Consider the following 17,698-nt stretch of genomic DNA (forward strand, 5'->3'; position numbering starts at 1 on the left):
TCTCAGGAGCGGGACATCCGCTCCAGACTTTGCAGCAGCAGCGGGTGTGGGACCAGACGGCCTCGCACCTGCTCGAAGGCGTGGCCGGCGGCGAGGATCTGTCGTTCCGCAAAGCGCGGCCCCATGATCTGCAGGCCGATCGGCAGGCCATCGGCGAGGCCGGCGGGCACGGACAGCGCCGGCTGGCCTGTCAGATTGGCGGTCATGGTGTAGACGGTCGCGTCCCAGCGATCGAAGGCCGGCGAGTGGTAGACGGTCGTCACCGGAGGGGCGATGTCGAGCATGGTCGGGGTGATCAGCAGCGGATAGTCCCTATGGAACTCGGCCATCTCCTGGCCGAGGACCTGGCGCTCGTTCAGTCCCTCCCATACGGGCTCCGGACCCAAGGGCAGACCCTGTTCGCAGAGCTGGCGCAGCATGGGATCGAGGAGATCACGCCGATCTTCAGGGATGGCGCGCAGAACCTGGCCGAGACTGGCCAGCCAATGGGCCTCGAAGCGTGGCTTCAGGGGGGTTATGACGGGTCCGACCTCGTCGACGGTGGCCCCCAAGGAGCGGAAGACGGCCACCGCCTCCTGCATCACCGCGAGGGTGCGGCGGGGCGGCTCGGCGCCTGCAAAACCAGGACTGTAGGCGATGCGGATGCCGGCGAGCGGGGTGTCGAGCGCAAGGCTCCAGTCACTCGGGTCATAGGGGAGGCACAACGGATCACGAGGATCGGGCTTCTTCATCTCGTTTATCGCCAGGGCGATGTCGCGGACGGAGCGCGCCACGGGCCCCTCCACCACGAGACTGGCGGCAGGGCCCAGCTGCGGAACATAGGGCACGCGGCCATGGGTCGGCTTGAGGCCGACGACCCCGCAGAAGCTGGGCGGCATCCTGAGCGAGCCGCCGCCATCGGTGCCATGGGCCAAGTGGCCGATGCCCGCGGCGACCGCGGCCGTGCCGCCACCGGTCGATCCGGCGGGCGTCCGTTCCGGATCCCAGGGATTGCGGGTGATGCCATGGAGCCGGGAGTCGGTCATGGCCTTCCAGGCGAATTCGGGAACCGCGGTCTTGGCGAAGAGCACGGCCCCCGCCTCGCGGAGGTGTGCCACGGCTGGAGCATCGGCCTGGGCGCGATGATCCTCAGGCGTCAGGAGAGAGGCCTTGCGGGTTGGCCACCCCTTCGCATCCACGGTGTCCTTGATGGTGACGGGGACGCCGTCGAGGGCACCGTCGGGCTTACCCGCCTGCCATCGTGCCTCGGAGGCTCGCGCCGCGTCGCGCGCCTCATCAAGGGCGAGGAAAGGAAAAGCGTTGAGCGTCGGCTCGTAGCGTTCGATCCGCGCCTCGATGTCGGAGATCACCTCGACCGGCGAGAGGGAGCGGCTGCGATAGGCGTCGAGCAGCTCCGAGGCGGTCAGCCAGGACAGCGGTTCCGTGCGCTCCATCTCACTTGCCCAGTTCGGACTTGAATTCGGCCAGGGCCGCGGAGCCTTGCTTGCCGCGGTCGTCGAGCTCCTTGGCCCATTGGGCGGCAACGGACGTCGCGGTGGCGGCGAAGGCCTGCTTGTCGGCATCGGTGGGATGGTAGAAGTCCGCGCCGAGATCCTCCATGGCCTTGATGGCGGACAGGTTCTCACGTTCATGGGCCTGGCAGAGATGGGTGTTCGTCTCCTCCCCCGCCTTGGCCAGGGCCTGCTTCACCTCATCCGAGAGGCCGTTCCAGACGCGGTCGGAGATCGAATAGGTGACGACGAAGCTTCCGAATGACGCGCCTTGGGTCCCGTATTTCGCCAAGGGAAAGATGTCGTAGCCCTTGAGCGAGCTGTTGGGGCCGAGATTGGCATCGATGGTGCCGCGTTCGAGACCCTCGCGCGTCTCGGGGCCGGTCAGCTTCACGGGGGTGGCGCCGAGGGCACGGATGGTCAGGTCGACGCTGCCGCCGCTGGAGCGGATCTTGATGCCCTTGAGATCCTCGAAGGACTTGATGGGATGGTGGGGCCCGATGACCTGATAGGGCGGCAGGAGAGCCACGAAGATGGGGTGGATCTTGTTGCCGCCAAAGTCGGTCTTGGCCAGGAGGCCCTCGGTCGCCATCTTCCAGTAGGCGTGGGTGCCCTTGCAGACCTCGGTGAACATGCCCGGCAACATGGCGACGTCCGAGAGAGCCATCTTGTCCGTGACATAGGCGGGCGACATAGCCCACATCGGCGACCCCGGTGTCGACGAGCCGGAGCATGTCGCCGGCCTTGCCGAGTTGCTGGGCCGGATAATATTCGAACTCGACCTTGCCGCCGCTGAGCTCCTTGGCGCGCTTCATCCAGAAGTTGGCCCCTTCAATAGAGATCACATGCGCGGTCGGAAAGGCGTCGGCCACCCGCAGGGTGACGGCGTCATCGGCAAGGACGGCGGTGGCGCCAAGGGTGAGGCCGGCAAAGGCAGAGACGAGTGCTTTCAAGCGTTCCTCCTAATGTTCTTCTTACATCTGAGACGGCAGCCAGAGAATCAGCCCCGGCACGAGCATGAACAGGATGATGATCAGAATATGGGCGATGAAATGAGGAAAGATGCCCTGGAAGACCTCTGAGACAGGCCGGTTGGCGTAGCGTGCCACGACGAAGCAATTCAGCCCTATGGGCGGCGTGATCAGGCCGATTTCGGCGACCACGATCATGATGATGCCGAACCAGACGAGGTCATAACCGAGGCTGGCGACCAGGGGCACGACGATGGGGATCGTGAGCACGAGGATCGCCATCTGGTCCATGAAGGCGCCGAGGATGATGTAGCCGAACAGAACGAGGCTGATGATCAGCCAGGGGGACATGTCGAGGCCGCCCACGACGGCGATGAGCTGCTGCGGGATCTGCGAGAGGGCGATGAAATAGCCGAAGACATGGGCGCCGAGCAGGATCATGGCGATCATGCAGCTGGCGAAGGTGGCGCGCATGACGGCGCCTGCCAAGATCGAGGGCGACCCGCGGCCGCGCATGAGGGCGATGAGGAGAGCCCCGAAGGCGCCGATGGCCGAGGCCTCGGTGGGGGTTGTGAAGCCGGTGTAGATGGCGCTGGTGACGACACCGAACAGGACGATCATCGGCAGGACGCCACGCAGGTCGGAGAGTTTCTCGCGCCAGGTGGTGGGACGTGCCTCCGGGGCGCGGGTGGGATCGAGCCAGACGAGAACCGCGACCGTGCCCATGATCAGCAGCATGACCAGGAAGCCGGGAATGATGCCCGCGACAAGAAGCCGGGCGATACTGACCTCGGCGAGGAGACCGTAGACGACGAGGCCGACCGATGGGGGGATCAGGATCGCGAGGGTGCCGGATATCGCCACGACACCGCTGGCCATCTTCGGCTCGTATCCCTGCTTCAGCATGGCCGGGAGGGTGGTGGAGGCGAGCGTGGCCGCCGAGCCGGTGCTGGTGCCGCAGATCGCCGCGAAACCGGCTCCCGCGACCGCCGTCGCCATCCCCAAGCCGCCACGGATGCGTCCCATCCAGGTGGAGGCGGCCTTGAACAGATCATCGGCGATGCCGCTGGCCAGCACCAGTTCCGCCATCAGCAGGAACATGGGGATGGTCACGAGCTCATAGGTGTTGACCGCCGACAGGGGTGCCGTGTCGAAGATGCCGGTGAGAATGCGCATGCCACCGAAGGCATAGAGGCCGGCGGCGCCGGAGATCAGCATGGCGAAGCCGACCGGTGCGCCCGCTGCGAGCAGGACAAACAGCCCAAGCATGACCAAGGCGACGATCATTCCGCGCGCACTCCCGCGCTGTGGTCGATGTGGGGCAGGGCGACAATGTCGGTGCCGGTCGCCCAGGCGTTGAGATGGGCCATGGCGTTGAAGAGGAGACGCAATGTGAGAAGGCCAGCGCCGATCGCGGCAAAGGCGGGTGGCGGCCAGGTCGGCCAAGCGATCAGACCCGACAAAACCTCGTCATTGGCAAAGCTCTGCCAGGCGCGCGCCGCGGCAAGATAGGCGATGAACCCGAAGACGGGAGCAGACAGCAGGCAGATGACGGTCTCAAGGAGGCGCTGCAGCGGCAGGGAGCAATATTCGAGCAGGATATCGACGCGGACATGAGAATTGTTGGTGAAGGCTCCCGACAGCGCTCCGTAGAACATCAGAACCATCAGGAACCAGCCGATGAGTTCCGTGGCCCATGACAGCGGCGCGTGGAAGAAGTAGCGCAGCACGACGTCGAATACGATGATGACCATGATCACGAAGGCGGAGACCGCGGCAAGAAGGGCGAACCCTCGCTCGATGGTGCGGAGCAGCCTGTCAGTCCGGACCAGGATCATGTCACAGCTTTCATTGGCGCATCTCCGCATGCCGGAACCGGGCGAGGGAGCCGGCCTTCATGACGCGGCCGGGAAGAGGGTGGCAGACGATCCCCTCTGCCAATCTTGCCGCCTCGATCAGGGCTTCCAGATCTATGCCGGTCTGGATCCCCATCTCCTCGCAGAGGAAGACCAGATCCTCGGTGGCGATATTGCCGGCCGCAGCCCGGTTGCCCGCAAAGGGACACCCGCCGAGGCCACCCACCGACGCATCGAAACGCGCAACGCCCATCTGCAGGCCGGCCAGGACATTGGCCATGCCGATGCCGCGGGTATCATGGAGATGGAGAGCGATTTCAAGAGAGGGCCAGCGTTCGCGAATGGCCCCGACAATCGTGCTGACGAGCATGGGATTGGCAGCGCCGACCGTGTCGCAGAGATAGAGCGCGCTCGGGGCGATGCCCCTCTCGTCGTAGAGCCCTATGAGCGAGTCCGTGCAGGCGACGACCTTGGCGACGGGGACGTCACCCTCATAGTTGCAGCCGAAGGCCGTGAACAGGTAGATCGGGCCGGGTGAGAGGCCGGCATCGGCATAGACCTCCAGCATGCGCCGTTGGTCCGCCAAGGAGGCCTCGGGCGTGCGGTTGTTGTTACGCATGAGAAAGGTGTCGGAGGCACTGCCGACGATCAAAGGGTCGAGGTCGAGCCCAGAGGCCTCAGCTCGCCGGAACCCCTTCTCATTGAGCCATAAGCCGGTATAGGCGACGCCGGCCCGGCGGCGGATACCGGCCGCGATGGCCTCGGCATCGGCCATCTGGGGCAGGCGCCTTGCATCGACGAAGGAGGCGCAGGTGATCCGGGTGACGCCCGTCTCCGCCAGCGCCTCGACGAGGCGGATCTTGGCCTCGGTCGCAATGCCGGGCGGTTCGCTCTGGAAGCCCTCGCGGGGACCCTCCTCGGTGATCGTCACGCGCGCTGGAACATCGGACATCGGCGGCTCCCCAATCGTCTAGCGGCCGGTCCAGGCCGGGGCGCGCTTCTCGTTGAATGCCGCCAGACCTTCGGCTGCGTCCTCGGTCAGGGCAAGGGAAACGATCTGATTTTCCATATAGAACAAGGACTGCTCAAAGGTCATGTCGCTGATTGCGCGCAAGGCATATTTGCCCCGGCGGATGGCCGTCGGGGATTTGTCCAGGGTGCGGCCAACAAGCCACTCCAGCTTCTCGTCAAGGCCGTGGGGCTCGGTGACGTAATTCACAAGGCCGATCTCGCGGGCCTCCTCGGCGGAAATGGGCTCGCCGGTGATGCACATCTCGTCGAACTTGCGGCGGGGGACAATCGAATGGAGGAGGGCTGCGACCTGCATGGGGAACAGGCCGATCTTGACCTCGGGCAGGCCGAACAGGGCTTTCGAGGTGGCAACCGCCATGTCGCACATGGCGAGGATGCCCATGCCGCCGGCAAGACAATGGCCGTTCACCCGCGCGATGAGGGGCAGGGTGCAGGATTTAGCGGTGCGCAGCAACTCGGCATAGGCAGTGCGCGGCTCGGCGGGATCGAAGCCGAAAGTTTTGGAGTTGGGCTTGAGGTCGCCGCCGGCGCAGAAGGCGCGGTCGCCGGCCCCGGTGACCACGATCACGCGATTGGCCGAGTCCTTCTGGGTTTCGCGGATCGCGACCTCCAGATCGACGAGCACCTGGTCATTGAGAGCATTGCGGGCCTCGGGGCGATTGATGGTCAGGCGCATGACGCCACCGGCCGATTGGCGGAGGATGGGGCTGGAAGAGGTCATCAGGGTGCTCCGGTTGGTGACGGATCGACTTTGGCCTTCAGGCAGTCAATCAGGTCCGCAAGTTCGACCACGCAATCATAGCCCTGGCTGCGAAACAGCTTCTGGGCCTCGACAAGGGTGATGTCGGCTTCGGCGGCGCCGCTGGCATGCATGCCGAGCACAATGGGCTTCGGTGGCGGGTTGGTGCGAAACAGCTCCTGGAGGCCATCGACCACCGCCTTCAGGGACGTCGCCGAGAGGGTGAAATAGGCGAGGATGGCGCGGATGTGGGGCGAGCGGGCATGCTCGAAGACAAGCTCGCCCATGCGCTGAAACAGGTCGGAGCCGCTGCCGCTGACCGTATCGACGAAGTTGGCCGGCTGGTATCCCGCGTCCACAAGGGCGTCGAGCACCACCATGCCGAGACCGGCACCGCCGGTGAGCACGGCGATGTCGCCGGGCAGCTCGACAAAGGTGATGCCACGTTCGGCGCCGCGCTTCTCCAGGCCATGCAGGGCGCGTTCGCGAAGCCCGAAGGACGCCAGCGAAGCATGGTCGCGATGGCGAAAGGCGGCCGCGTCATCGAGCACGATCTTCGCGTCCAGGGCCATGAGCCCCCTCTCGGTCACGGCGAGAGGATTAATCTCGATGAGCTCGGCATCCTCGCTCCGAAACACCTCATAAAGCTGGACCGCAAAGCGGCAGAGGGGGCCGATGAGGCGCGGATTGATCGCAGCCTGGCGGAAGAATGCGATGAGCCGATGCGGGCCCAGGGGCTCGAGAGGATCGATGGGAAACGTCCGCAAGGCGTCGGCATGGCCTTCCACATGAACACCGCCATGGGGCGAGAACAGGATCTCGGGACATTGATTGAGATCATCAAGGCGGATCGACAGGTAGAATTCCTGCGAGAAGGAGATTTTCTCCTCAACAAGAATGAAGGGTTCGCTGCCCCGCCGGCGCATGGCCTCCTGGATGCCTTCGACTTCGCCCAGGACATCCTGGGCATCGGCCAGCTTCACGAGGCCGTCGAGGCCGCGGCCGCCGGAGGTCAGCTGGGCCTTCACGGCGGCGGGCGCGGTCCAGTCCAGGCTCGCGTGGGAATCGGGTGCGACGAGAATGCCGCGCGGAACGGGCAGGCCGTGCCGCGACAGGAGCGCCTTGCCGTCTGCTTCGATCAGTTTCATTCAGAGGATCCCTGTTGCGGGGCGCTCCAGCGCGCCTTGACGGTCTCGATCTCCGTGGATGCCGGGCGGGCAGTCGCGGAGACTTCGCCTGGGGTGCGGCTGAAGCGCGGGGCGGGAGAAGGTTGGGGACTGCCGGCGACGCAGCTGAAAGCCTGCCGTGCCCGCGCGTGGGGATGGGCGGCTGCCTCCGCCAGATCAAGGACCGGGGTCAGGCATGCGTCCGTGCCCTCTGCGAGGCTTGCCCATTCATCTCTGGTGCGGGCCAGGATGCGCCGTGCCAGGATCGTGCGGGCTTCGGGCCAGCGCTTCTGATCCCATTGCGGCGGCAACGTGTCGGCGGGAATGTCGAGCACCTGCAGAAGGGCTGCATGAAACTGCGGTTCAATGGCGCCTACAGCGACATAGCGGCCGTCGGCGCATTCATAAGTGTCGTAGAAATAAGCGCCGCCATCGAGGAGGTTCGTGCCGCGATCGCCGAGCTGGCCGGCGGCGTGGAGGCCGAACTGCTTGGCCATGAGGGAGGCGGCGCCGTCGACCATGGCGACGTCGAGGACCTGGCCGCGGCCGGAACCGCGGGCTTCCCACAGCGCGCACATGATGCCGAAAGCGAGATAAAGGGCGCCACCGCCATAATCTCCGACCAGATTCAGCGGCGGCACGGGGCGCTCGCCGGGACGGCCGATGCGGCCGAGAACGCCGGCAAGCGCGATATAGTTGATGTCGTGACCGGCGGTGTGCGCCAGCGGGCCGGTCTGGCCCCAGCCGGTCATGCGGGCGAAGATCAGCCTCGGATTCCTGGCGAGGCACAGGTCGGGCCCCAGCCCCAGGCGCTCCATGACGCCCGGACGGAAGCCTTCGATCAAGGCATCGGCATCACCGACGAGGTCGAGCAGAGCATCCCGGCCCGCCGGTGTCTTGAGGTCGAGCGACAGGGTCGGCCGGCCGCGCATCACGGGATCCGGCGCCGCCGGGGGCGTAGCGCCGGGGCGATCAATGCGGATGATGTCGGCACCGAGGTCGGCGAGCAGCATGGCGGCCATCGGTCCCGGCCCGAGACCGGCCAGTTCGATGATCTTCAAGCCTGCCAAGGGGCCGTGGCGATGCGGTGCGGCACCCATGGTCAGGCGACCCGGGCGCCGCGGCCGGCGGGCTCCAGCAGGTCGCGGCAGAGTTGAACGAGATGCGGCAGGCTATCAGCCACGTGGGCGCCAGCGGCACGCAAGGCCCGGCGCTTGGCCTCGGCAGTGTCACGCTCACTGAGCACGAGGGCCCCGGCATGGCCGAGCTTCTTTTCAGGCTGGGCGGCGCGGCCGACGATCATCGCGACCAGTGGCTTCGAGAGGTGGCCGAGGCAGCGGGCCATTTCATATTCCTTAGTGCCGCCGACCTCGCCGCAATAGACCGTGACGCGGGTCGCGGGATCCTGCTCGAAGGCTTCCAGATACTCATGCGGGTTGCGACCGCAAATATAATCGCCGCCGATATGGATGCAGGCGGAGTGGCCGAGTCCCGCCTGTGCCAGCAGACGGCTGGCGCTCACGGAAATCGAGCCGCTGCGGGAGATGAGGCCCACCGGACCCGCCTGGGCAAAATCGAGGGAATAGGAGCCCAGCATGCCGAATCCCGGGATGACCATGCCGAGGGAATTCGGGCCGACCAGCCATGTGCCCTTGGACCGCGCATAAGCGGCAGCGTCCATGGCATCCTGCACCGGAGCATTCTCGGCGGCGGCAATGACCAGCCGCATCCCCGCGTCCACGCTTTCGCGGATGGCGTGCAGAAGGCCGGAGGCGGGGACATAGAGGAGGGCCGTGTTCGCCCTGGTAGCCGCGGCCGCCGCGGTCATGTCGTCGAAGACGGGGATGCCGTCCACATCACCTCCGGCACCGCCGACGCTGATGCCGGCGACGATCCTGGTGCCCGCCTTCAGCATCATGCCGAGCTGGGCACGACTATACTTGCCCTGGATGCCGTGAATGACGGCGCGCGTTTCGCGATCGAGCAGAATGGCCAATGATTTTCCTCCGGCGCCGCCCTTGCATCACGTGACTGACACGTCGATCAGGCGGCTGATTGTTGTCGTGGGACGGCCCGGTGTGCCTTTCCCACAGAAGTTTACCGCTTGACCGAACTACAGGGCAAGTGTCTTTCCCTCGGTCAGGCGGGAATTGTGATTTCCATGTCGAGCAGGATCTGGGCGAAGGCCTTGCCAAGGGGGTCGTTGCGCAAAGACGCCGATCCGCCCCCACCGAGCGCCTCGTGAAGCAGGAGGTTGACGGCGTGGACGCCGGGAACCTCGAAGCGCTCGACCTTGCCCTTGACGAGATGCGAAAGCTGCTCGGCCACGCGCTCCGGCGTCACTTCGCGCAGCAGGCACCCATAGAGTTCGGGGCTGCGGGCGATGACGGCGATATTGGCGAGGTCACCCTTGTCGCCGCTGCGGGCCACGGCGATGGCCGACAGGGGAGCCCGCCTGGTCCCGCTTGGCAGTGAAGCCGGAGCGGTCGCCGGAACCGGCGGCAAGTCGGGTTCACCCGGCGGCGGCAACAGGGCGGGAATCGCGGTGCTCGTGCCCTCCAACTCCACCGTGACGTCGAGCTGATCCTTCGGCACCAGGAAGGAGAAGAGGCGGAACACCTTGCCCGGCTTGGGGCGCCCGCTGAACCCCGTGGTGCCGGGGGTTCCCGCGGTTCCGAAGGGGGCGATCTCGCGGCCGAACAGGTCCAGGGCTTCGGCCTGGGCATGGCGGACGGCGATCCTGAGCACGACCTCGCGCGTGGCCGAGCCACGGGCATGGGCGCCGTAGAAAGCCTGTTCGGTGCCGAGGGGTTCGATGCAGATCTCTTCATAGTCGCCCAGATTGCGACGGCGGAACATCTCCCGGGTGCGGGCGATGATGGCGTCCGCGACATGGGCGGCCTTGGCCGCGGCGTCGCGGCCCACCAGAGTGAGCGTCGTTCCGGAGCGATAGCCGTCCTCATAGACGGCGCTGACCTTGTAGCTTCGCGTCGGCGCGGCCCCGCGCGCGCCGCTGATCCGGACCCGGTTCTCGCCTGCGGCTTCGATGGTGATCCCCCGAAAATCGCAGGTGACGTCGGGGAGGAGGTAGTTGCCGGGATCGCCAATTTCGTAGAGCAGCTGCTCGGTGACCACGGTGGGCGTGACGAGGCCGCCAGTGTCGCGGGGCTTGGTGAGGATGAAGCTGCCATCGGGGCTGCATTCGGCGATGGGGTAGCCGATATCGTGGCGGCCGGGAACCTCCGTCCAGTCGGTGTAGAGGCCGCCGGTGGTCTGGGTGCCGCATTCGAGGATGTGGCCGACGACGCTCCCGGCCGCGAGGCGGTCATAATCCTGGGCCGACCAGCCGAATTCATGGATCAGGGCGCCGAGGGCGAGAGCGCTGTCGACGCAGCGCCCGGTGATGACCACGTCGGCGCCTTGGGCGAGGGCTGCCGCAATCGGGAAGGCGCCGAGGTAGGCGTTCATGCTCGTGAGCTTCGGCGGCAGATCAGCGCCGGTGAACATTTCGGTCACGCCCTGGGCCCGGAGACTTGCCTCATGGGGCAGGAGGTCGTCGCCCTCGACGACGGCGATGCGAAGCGACAGTCCCTGTGCGGCTGCCGCCTTGCGCAAGGCGGCAGCGCATCCGCGGGGATTCATGCCGCCGGCATTCGTCAAAATGCGGATTTTGCGGGCCTTGATCTCGGGCAGGAGTGGCGCCATCACATCAGCCACGAAATCCGTCGCATAGCCGAGATCCGGATGACGCTGGCGTGCCTTGGCCAGGATCGACATGGTCAGTTCGGCCAGATAGTCGAAGACGAGGTAATCGACGTCTGCGCTCCGCAGGATCTGCTCAGCTCCCGCCGTGCTGTCGCCCCAGAAGCCGCCGGCACCGCCAATTCGGACCACTTGCTGCATTGGTTCTCTTCCTCGAAGCTGTCTAGGCGACAGTCATGCTGTCCAGGATCTTGGAGACCTCGGACACGGCCTCGTCGATGGTCGTGACGCAGCGGATGCCGCGGGACTGAAACGCCTCCCGTGCCTGCGCCAGGGTCATTTCACGCTCAGCCGCACCGGCCGCCAAGAGCCCTGCGACCATGGGTTTCGGCGGCGGCTCGCGATCCAGGAATTCGAGCAGGCCCGACACCGCGCTCTTCAACGAGGTCGCCGAGAGCGTAAAGAACATGATGATGGCATCGACATCGGGGCGCCTGGCCCGTTCGAAAACGATGCGGCCCATGGCCTGGAAAACATCGGCCGAGCTGCCGCCCGCTGCGTCCACGAAATTCGCCGCGCCCGGTCCCGCATCGGCCAAGGCATCCACCAAGGCCATGCCCAGTCCGGCGCCACCGGAAAAGATCGCGACCCGCCCGGGAAGCTCGACGAAGGTTACATTCGCCGCAGCGGCGCGCCGCTCGAGAGGCGACAATTCAGCGGTCTGGAGGCCGGCGGAGAGATATCCTCTCCGCTCGCCATGGCGCGGTGCGGCATTCTCGTCGAGGGACATCTTGGCATCGAGGGCGAGAACATTGCCCGAAGGCAGGATGGCCAGCGGGTTGATCTCCAGAAGGTCGGCCTCGTGCTCACAGAAGACGCGGTAGGATTGAGCCGCGAAGCGGGCGACCGCACCCAGGCTCCTGCCGCTCAGCCCGCCGTCCATCAGCATCGGCAGGAGGTCCTGGACGTGAACCGGCCGCAGTGGATCAACGGCATATTCGCTGAGCCTGCCTTGCGCCTCGATGTCGACCCCGCCGACGGCCGAGAACATCAGGACGGGCGCCTGGCGGACATCGTCGATGCGCCAGCCGAGATAGCATTCCTGGTCGATCTCAGCCTGCTCCTCCACCAGGACAAGGGGTGGCACACCGAGTTCCGTCATGATCTCCAAGAGCTGTTCACAGGCTGACGGCGCGTCCGCCGCGGAGGTCAGTCTGACGAGCCCCTCCTTGCCGCGTCCGCCGCGGGTCAGCTGGGCCTTCACGGCGACAGGGCCACGGGCCTCGACGGGATCCCCGGGCCCGACAAGCTGCCCTCTGGGGACGGGCAGGCCGGCATGGCGGAGGAGCTGCTTTGCTTCGAACTCGATCAGCTTCATGGCAGGGTCAGTAGGATTTCGGCAGGCCGAGAACCCGCTCGGCGATGTAGCACATGATCAGTTCACGGCTGACGGGGGCGATGCGAGGGAGCATGATCTCGCGGAGATAGCGCTCCACATGGTATTCTTTGGCATAGCCGAAGCCGCCATGGGTGCGGACCGCCCGGTCGCAGGCGTCGAAGGCCGCATCGGCAGCGAGATATTTCGAGGCATTGGCCTCGGCGCCGCAAGGCTCTCCCCGGTCGTAGAGGGACGCCGCGCGCCAGACCATGAGATCGGCAGCTTCGAGAGCCATCCAGCTTTGCGCCAAAGGATGCTGTATGGCCTGGTTCTGGCCGATGGGGCGGCCGAAGACGCGACGTTCCTTGGCATAATCGGAGGCCTTGGCGAGCGCCCGGCGGCCAAGGCCGACGCATTCGGCTGCAATCAATATGCGCTCCGGATTAAGGCTGTCGAGGAGCATGCGAAAGCCCTTGCCCTCCTCGCCGATACGGTCTTCCACAGGGACTTCGAGGTCCTCGATGAAGATGGAATTCGAATTTACGGCGGCGCGGCCGAGCTTGTCGATCTCGCGCACCTCGATGCGACTGCGATCGAAGTCCGTATAGAAGAGGGTGATGCCCTCCGTGGGCTTCGCACAGTCCTCGATCGGCGTGGTGCGGGTGAGGAGGAAAAGCTTCGTCGCCTGCTGGGCGGTCGTGGTCCAGACCTTCTGGCCGTTGACGATGTAGCGGTCGCCGCGGCGCACCGCGCGCGTGGTGATGTGGGTGGTGTCGAGGCCGGCGTCGGGCTCGGTGACGCCGAAGGCCACCTTGTCCTCACCGCGCACGAGCGGCGGAATGATCCGCTGCTTCTGCTCCGGCGTGCCGTAAAGGACGACGGGGTGAGGGCCGAAGAGATTGATGTGGAAGGTCGAACAGGCGGCGATGGCGCCGGCGGAATTGGCCACGGTCTGCATCATGATCGCCGCTTCGGTGACGCCCAGCCCGGCGCCGCCGAACTCCTCCGGCATGGTGATCCCCAGCCAGCCGCCGGCCGCAATGGCGGCGTGAAAGGCATGGGGGAACTCGTGCTTGCGGTCCAGGTCGAGCCAGTAATCATCGTCGAAGCCGTCGCAGATCCGCTTCACGGAGTCGCGAATCTGCTGACGCTCGGGCGTCATCTCGACACCTGAAGGTGCCCCGTCCTGCCAACTCATTGCAGCATCTCCCTCGTCTTATCCGCAAGCTCCGCCGGGGAGCGGGCGATGGTGGCGCCGGCCTCCTGGAGAGCTGCCATTTTTGCCTTGGCGGTTTCCCGCTCGCCCCCGACCAGAGCGCCGGCGTGGCCCATGCGCTTGCCCACCGGGGCATGGCGCCCGGCGATGAGGGCGAGCACCGGCTTAGTGGCCGTACCGATCAAATCGAGCATGGAATATTCTTTCGTGCCTCCGATCTCGCCGACATAGAGAACGGCATCGGTTTCGGGATCGGCGAGGAAAAGCTGCAGCCATTCATGGGGATTGCGGCCGCACAGGGCATCGCCGCCGACATGGACGATCGTGCTCTGTCCGATGCCGGCGCGCGTGAGGGTCGCCGCCACCGTCATGGTCAAGGTACCGCTGCGGCCGATCACGCCGACCCTGCCGGGCATGGTCATGCCGGGGGGGATGGCGCCCAGCATGGCCTGGCCGGGAGTGACAATGCCGACCGTGTTGGGGCCGCTGATCCAGAGAGACCGCTCGCGGGCATAGGCCACGGCGTAAAGCGTGTCGTGAAGGGGAACGAATTCGGCGGCCGCGGTGGCGAGGCGCAGGCCGGCATCGGCGCATTCGACGATGGCGTCGCGGGCGCCCATGGCCGGGGTGTAAATGAGGGCCGCATTGGCCGACGTCGCCGCAACGGCCTCAGCCACAGACTCGAAAACAGGAAGTCCATCGACGCGGGAGCCTCCACGACCGGCCGCCGCATGAGCCACGATATTCGTCCCCGTCTGGGCGGCAAACTGGACCTGGGCACGGCCATAGGCTCCGACAGCGTTGACGGCCAGGACGCGGGCATTCCGATCGAGAAGCACTGCCATGGATGGGACTTGCCTGCTGATTTCAACTCTGTCGAGACAGTGTCGGGTGGATGGTCCGGGACTTGCAGCCTCAGCTTCAGAATTTGCAAAGCCCTTCAGGTAGGATTAAAACTAGGACATCCATCTTTCTCAGGCAACCGTCAATTTTCGTGGGTCCATTCTCCTGTCACGCCTGGTGAAGTATGGTCGTTCCATAAAGAGTACTCATGACCGGCGACGCGGGTGCCGGCCGGTCCGCCCTCCTGTCCGCTGTCCAAGGGATGTCTAGGCATGGATGAACGCGATCTCGACCTTTCAGCCTTCATCGGTCCGGGTGATTTCATCGTCTGCCCGCAAAATCTCGGCGAGCCCGTCGCCTTGACGAGGCGCCTGGTCGAGCAGCGACACGAGATCGGGCCTTGCAGCCTGTTCATCGGCGGCTCCTATTCGGGCGTGTTCCGGCCTGAGCACGGGGACAGGATCCGCTTTCTCAGCTATTGCGGCATCGGCGACAATCGCGCCCTCATCGAGGCGGGATGTCTCGATCTCCTGCCGCTGCACTATTCGGAGCTTACGGCGTTCCTCGAGCGCGGGAGAGCGCCCGACGTGGTGCTGGTGCAGCTCAGCCCGGCCGACGGCAATGGCCGCCACAGCCTGGGCGTGAGCAACGACTACATTCTCGCGGCGGCACGGCGCGCGAAGAGGATCATCGCCGAGATCAATGAGTGCATGCCCTGGTGCCATGGGGCGGAATGGCCGAAGGAGCTCGTCCTCGACGCGGCTGTCCACACCCGACGCGAATTCACCAGGCCCAAGGTCGCCGAGGCGAACGAAGCCGCGGGCCGGATCGCCCAGCACGTCGCCGCCTTCATCCCCGATGGCAGCGTCATCGAGCTGGGGACAGGCGCCATTCCAGACCAGATCCTGAGAGCGCTCAGGCATCACAAGGATCTGGGCATCCATACCGGCCTCGTCGGCGATGCGCTGGTCGATCTGTACGAGAGCGGCGCCGTCACCAATGCCCGAAAGCCGATCGATACCGGGGTGACCGTGACGGCCTTGCTCGGGGGGTCCAGCCGCTTGGAGCGGTTCGCCCACCTGAACCCGGACCTCTCGGTTCGGCCCAGCTCGTATACCCATGATCCGGCCATCCTTGCGAAGCTGGATGGCCTGATCGCCATCAATGGAGCGGTCGAGGTCGATCTGACGGGGCAGGTGAGCGCCGAGGTGGCGGGCCCACGCTATCTCGGAGCGGTCGGAGGCCATGGGGATTTTACACGCGGTGCCTTGCGGGCGCCCAATGGGCGGTCGATCGTGGCGCTGAACGCCACGGCGCGGCAGGGGCGTGCGAGCACGATCGTGCCCCGGATTATCCACGGTCCCGTCACTACGCCGCGCAGCGATGTGGACCTGGTGGCGACGGAATGGGGCATCGCGGAGCTCCGGGACCAGCCAGTGGCGGAGCGGGCCCGGCGGATGGTCGCCATCGCGCATCCGGATCACAGGGAGGCGCTGGAACAGTCCGCGGCCGAGGTGCTTAAGGCCGGCTGGTAATCAGTATACGAAGTTCGAGATGTCGCGCTCGATGCCGAACCGGTCACCGCGATAGGTGTAGGTGCCGAAGAGCAGGATCCGATTGTTCGCGTCCAGGAAGACGCGAGAAAGGCGGGCTACGGGCAGGGAAGAGGAGATTTTCAGCAGCCTGGCCTCCTCATATTCCGGCATGTCGACGGAAATCCGCTCGAAGGCGGATACGGGCTTGGGATCGGCGTGCTCACGGACGAGCCTGACGATCTTCACCCGACGCTCGGCGCCCTTGGGAAATTTCTTGTAGATGTCGAGCGCCACGTAATTCTCGGAGAGGGAGTAGGGGTTGTCGCGCTCGCTGTCGAGCTTGCGGACGCGCATGTAAGGACCATGCGGCGTGCCGTGACTGAGGGAGGGGTGGATGATCGTCTCCAGCTGCTCCTTTTCCAGGATCTCGATCCCATAATGGGCTGCATCGATTTCCACCGCGCCGATGGAAGAAAAAAGCGGGCGTCCGTCGGAGACCGAGACCTGATATGTGACGAAGGTGCGGCGTCCCCGCTGGCTGGACAGAAGACCTTCATTCGAGAGCATCTGGATGGCCTGGCGGACGGTGACGCGGGCCACGTTGTATTGGAGGGCGAGCTGTTCGAGGGTGGGGATCTCCTCGCCGTCCTTCCAGACGCCGCTATAAATGCGGTCGCGCAGGATTCGGGCGAGTTGCGCATAGAGTGTGACGGGACCCGGTTGTAAAGCTGCGGACGGCATTTTCATCATCTTGTCGGAACATCCTATGAACAGGACTACTGTACCGTGCAGGCATGGGGCGGTGCAAGATCGCCGAAGGGGTTAGGGACGTAGGCGCGCCGGGGCCTTCACGCGGCGGCGAAGAAACGTGCCGACCCGGTCGATGGCAGCGCGGCCTTCGGGCAGCATCTTGGCAAAGAACGGCCAGATATGGGGCATGTCCTCCCAGAGGTCGAGTTCGACCTCCACGCCAGCCTTTCGGGCATTTTCCGCCAGTCTCAGGGCGTCGTCGCGCAAGGACTCAGCCCTGGTGGCCTGGAGGAAGAGAGGCGGGAGCTCGGCGAGATCGGCAAAGACTGGAGAGGCGAGGGGATGTCGCGGGTCGCCCGATGGGCCGAGATAGCGCTCGACCGAACCCGATGCGCTGAGGCGCTGCACCAAGGGGTCGGAACGGGCATTCTCGTCCAGCGACGGCGCTGAGAGGGACAGATCGGCCCAGGGGCAGATGGCGGCGGCGCAGGCGGGAAGAGGCGCGCCCCTCTCGCGGAGGGAGAGGAGGAGCGAAAGCGCCAATCCGCCCCCGGCCGAATCTCCGGCAAGGGCAATGGACTGGGCCGGTATGCCGGCCGCCAACACGCCGTCATAGGCGGCCCCCGCATCGTCGAGGGCGGAGGGAAAGGGGTGCTCCGGGGCCAAGCGGTAATCAAGAGAGACCACCCGGAGGCCTGAGGCCCGCGCCAATCGGCCGACGAATTCCCGGTGGGTCAGTGGAGAGCCCACCGAGAAGCCGCCGCCGTGCAGGAAGAGCAGCGTACCGGCGGGTGGCTCTGCGTCTCTGATGGTGGTCACTTCAGCGGGGATGCCGCCGATTTCCGTCGGCGTCACCGTCACGTCTTCCGGAAGCGGCAGCATCAAAGCGCTCAGGCGGAGGAATCCGGCCCTGCGCATTTCCACCGAGGGATTCGCCCCGGGTTGTGGCGGCCCCAGGAGTGTCAGGAGTGCCGAAAGCTCGGGGCTAGCCATAGGGGGTCTCTCGTTTCTGCGACCACT

At 65.7% G+C, this 17,698-nt stretch carries 16 protein-coding genes and 1 pseudogene; 1 reads left to right on the forward strand and 16 read right to left on the reverse strand.

What is annotated here, in order from left to right:
- Positions 1-2 precede the first annotated feature (2 nt).
- The 14 genes and pseudogenes from FKM97_RS04500 to FKM97_RS04565 all read right to left on the reverse strand — a co-directional run bounded on the left by FKM97_RS04500 (position 3) and on the right by FKM97_RS04565 (position 14,395).
- Positions 3-1,433 carry an amidase family protein gene (locus FKM97_RS04500; RefSeq protein WP_170240746.1) on the reverse strand — a complete coding sequence of 477 codons (1,431 nt, stop codon included), beginning with the start codon at positions 1,431-1,433 and terminating at the stop codon, positions 3-5.
- A gap of 1 nt (position 1,434) precedes the next feature.
- Positions 1,435-2,193, reverse strand: coding sequence for a TRAP transporter substrate-binding protein DctP (gene dctP, locus FKM97_RS04505; protein ID WP_143957978.1), 759 nt, complete (start codon positions 2,191-2,193; stop codon positions 1,435-1,437).
- 43 nt (positions 2,194-2,236) lie between these two features.
- A pseudogene (locus tag FKM97_RS27150) lies at positions 2,237-2,305 on the reverse strand (hypothetical protein); the annotation flags it as partial.
- Positions 2,306-2,464: 159 nt separating this feature from the next.
- Positions 2,465-3,748 carry a TRAP transporter large permease gene (locus FKM97_RS04515; RefSeq protein ID WP_143957979.1) on the reverse strand — a complete coding sequence of 428 codons (1,284 nt, stop codon included), beginning with the start codon at positions 3,746-3,748 and terminating at the stop codon, positions 2,465-2,467.
- Complete coding sequence (locus tag FKM97_RS04520) at positions 3,745-4,299, reverse strand: TRAP transporter small permease subunit (protein ID WP_170240748.1); 555 nt, start codon at positions 4,297-4,299, stop codon at positions 3,745-3,747. Before FKM97_RS04520 ends, FKM97_RS04515 begins: the two co-directional genes overlap by 4 nt.
- A gap of 10 nt (positions 4,300-4,309) precedes the next feature.
- Positions 4,310-5,269, reverse strand: a complete 960-nt coding sequence (locus tag FKM97_RS04525) for a hydroxymethylglutaryl-CoA lyase (protein ID WP_143957981.1) — start codon at positions 5,267-5,269, stop codon at positions 4,310-4,312.
- Positions 5,270-5,287: 18 nt separating this feature from the next.
- The gene (locus FKM97_RS04530; RefSeq protein WP_143957982.1) at positions 5,288-6,070 is read right to left on the reverse strand and encodes an enoyl-CoA hydratase/isomerase family protein; all 783 of its coding nucleotides are present in this window, start codon (positions 6,068-6,070) and stop codon (positions 5,288-5,290) included.
- Entirely contained in the window at positions 6,070-7,236 is a 1,167-nt protein-coding gene (locus tag FKM97_RS04535; RefSeq protein WP_143957983.1) for an ATP-grasp domain-containing protein, read from the reverse strand. Before FKM97_RS04535 ends, FKM97_RS04530 begins: the two co-directional genes overlap by 1 nt.
- Positions 7,233-8,354: a CaiB/BaiF CoA transferase family protein gene (locus FKM97_RS04540; protein WP_143957984.1), complete on the reverse strand. Its 1,122-nt coding sequence runs from the start codon at positions 8,352-8,354 to the stop codon at positions 7,233-7,235. Before FKM97_RS04540 ends, FKM97_RS04535 begins: the two co-directional genes overlap by 4 nt.
- A 2-nt stretch (positions 8,355-8,356) precedes the next feature.
- Positions 8,357-9,250: a succinate--CoA ligase subunit alpha gene (locus tag FKM97_RS04545; protein ID WP_143957985.1), complete on the reverse strand. Its 894-nt coding sequence runs from the start codon at positions 9,248-9,250 to the stop codon at positions 8,357-8,359.
- 143 nt (positions 9,251-9,393) lie between these two features.
- Positions 9,394-11,157, reverse strand: a complete 1,764-nt coding sequence (locus FKM97_RS04550; protein ID WP_143957986.1) for an acyclic terpene utilization AtuA family protein — start codon at positions 11,155-11,157, stop codon at positions 9,394-9,396.
- Between the two features lie 22 nt (positions 11,158-11,179).
- Complete coding sequence (locus FKM97_RS04555; protein WP_143957987.1) at positions 11,180-12,334, reverse strand: ATP-grasp domain-containing protein; 1,155 nt, start codon at positions 12,332-12,334, stop codon at positions 11,180-11,182.
- A 7-nt stretch (positions 12,335-12,341) separates the two neighbouring features.
- Positions 12,342-13,532, reverse strand: a complete 1,191-nt coding sequence (locus FKM97_RS04560) for an acyl-CoA dehydrogenase family protein (protein WP_143957988.1) — start codon at positions 13,530-13,532, stop codon at positions 12,342-12,344.
- Positions 13,529-14,395 carry a succinate--CoA ligase subunit alpha gene (locus FKM97_RS04565; protein ID WP_143957989.1) on the reverse strand — a complete coding sequence of 289 codons (867 nt, stop codon included), beginning with the start codon at positions 14,393-14,395 and terminating at the stop codon, positions 13,529-13,531. Before FKM97_RS04565 ends, FKM97_RS04560 begins: the two co-directional genes overlap by 4 nt.
- Before the next feature lie 270 nt (positions 14,396-14,665).
- Between FKM97_RS04565 and FKM97_RS04570 the strand changes: the two genes are divergently transcribed.
- Positions 14,666-15,928: an acetyl-CoA hydrolase/transferase family protein gene (locus FKM97_RS04570; RefSeq protein ID WP_143957990.1), complete on the forward strand. Its 1,263-nt coding sequence runs from the start codon at positions 14,666-14,668 to the stop codon at positions 15,926-15,928.
- Here FKM97_RS04570 and FKM97_RS04575 read toward each other — a convergent pair whose 3' ends face one another.
- The gene (locus FKM97_RS04575) at positions 15,929-16,678 is read right to left on the reverse strand and encodes a GntR family transcriptional regulator (RefSeq protein ID WP_143957991.1); all 750 of its coding nucleotides are present in this window, start codon (positions 16,676-16,678) and stop codon (positions 15,929-15,931) included.
- A gap of 72 nt (positions 16,679-16,750) precedes the next feature.
- Complete coding sequence (locus FKM97_RS04580) at positions 16,751-17,671, reverse strand: alpha/beta hydrolase (RefSeq protein ID WP_143957992.1); 921 nt, start codon at positions 17,669-17,671, stop codon at positions 16,751-16,753.
- Positions 17,672-17,698: the final 27 nt, after the last annotated feature.

The organism is Rhodoligotrophos appendicifer (genome assembly GCF_007474605.1).
GTDB lineage: Bacteria > Pseudomonadota > Alphaproteobacteria > Rhizobiales > Im1 > Rhodoligotrophos > Rhodoligotrophos appendicifer.

Coding starts and splice junctions, on each gene's coding strand:
- FKM97_RS04500 (WP_170240746.1), bottom strand. CDS start 1,433: ATGGAGCGCACGGAACCGCTGTCCTGGCTGACCGCCTCGGAGCTGCTC.
- dctP (WP_143957978.1), bottom strand. CDS start 2,193: ATGTGGGCTATGTCGCCCGCCTATGTCACGGACAAGATGGCTCTCTCG.
- FKM97_RS04515 (WP_143957979.1), bottom strand. CDS start 3,748: ATGATCGTCGCCTTGGTCATGCTTGGGCTGTTTGTCCTGCTCGCAGCG.
- FKM97_RS04520 (WP_170240748.1), bottom strand. CDS start 4,299: ATGATCCTGGTCCGGACTGACAGGCTGCTCCGCACCATCGAGCGAGGG.
- FKM97_RS04525 (WP_143957981.1), bottom strand. CDS start 5,269: ATGTCCGATGTTCCAGCGCGCGTGACGATCACCGAGGAGGGTCCCCGC.
- FKM97_RS04530 (WP_143957982.1), bottom strand. CDS start 6,070: ATGACCTCTTCCAGCCCCATCCTCCGCCAATCGGCCGGTGGCGTCATG.
- FKM97_RS04535 (WP_143957983.1), bottom strand. CDS start 7,236: ATGAAACTGATCGAAGCAGACGGCAAGGCGCTCCTGTCGCGGCACGGC.
- FKM97_RS04540 (WP_143957984.1), bottom strand. CDS start 8,354: ATGGGTGCCGCACCGCATCGCCACGGCCCCTTGGCAGGCTTGAAGATC.
- FKM97_RS04550 (WP_143957986.1), bottom strand. CDS start 11,157: ATGCAGCAAGTGGTCCGAATTGGCGGTGCCGGCGGCTTCTGGGGCGAC.
- FKM97_RS04555 (WP_143957987.1), bottom strand. CDS start 12,334: ATGAAGCTGATCGAGTTCGAAGCAAAGCAGCTCCTCCGCCATGCCGGC.
- FKM97_RS04560 (WP_143957988.1), bottom strand. CDS start 13,532: ATGAGTTGGCAGGACGGGGCACCTTCAGGTGTCGAGATGACGCCCGAG.
- FKM97_RS04565 (WP_143957989.1), bottom strand. CDS start 14,395: ATGGCAGTGCTTCTCGATCGGAATGCCCGCGTCCTGGCCGTCAACGCT.
- FKM97_RS04570 (WP_143957990.1), top strand. CDS start 14,666: ATGGATGAACGCGATCTCGACCTTTCAGCCTTCATCGGTCCGGGTGAT.
- FKM97_RS04575 (WP_143957991.1), bottom strand. CDS start 16,678: ATGATGAAAATGCCGTCCGCAGCTTTACAACCGGGTCCCGTCACACTC.
- FKM97_RS04580 (WP_143957992.1), bottom strand. CDS start 17,671: ATGGCTAGCCCCGAGCTTTCGGCACTCCTGACACTCCTGGGGCCGCCA.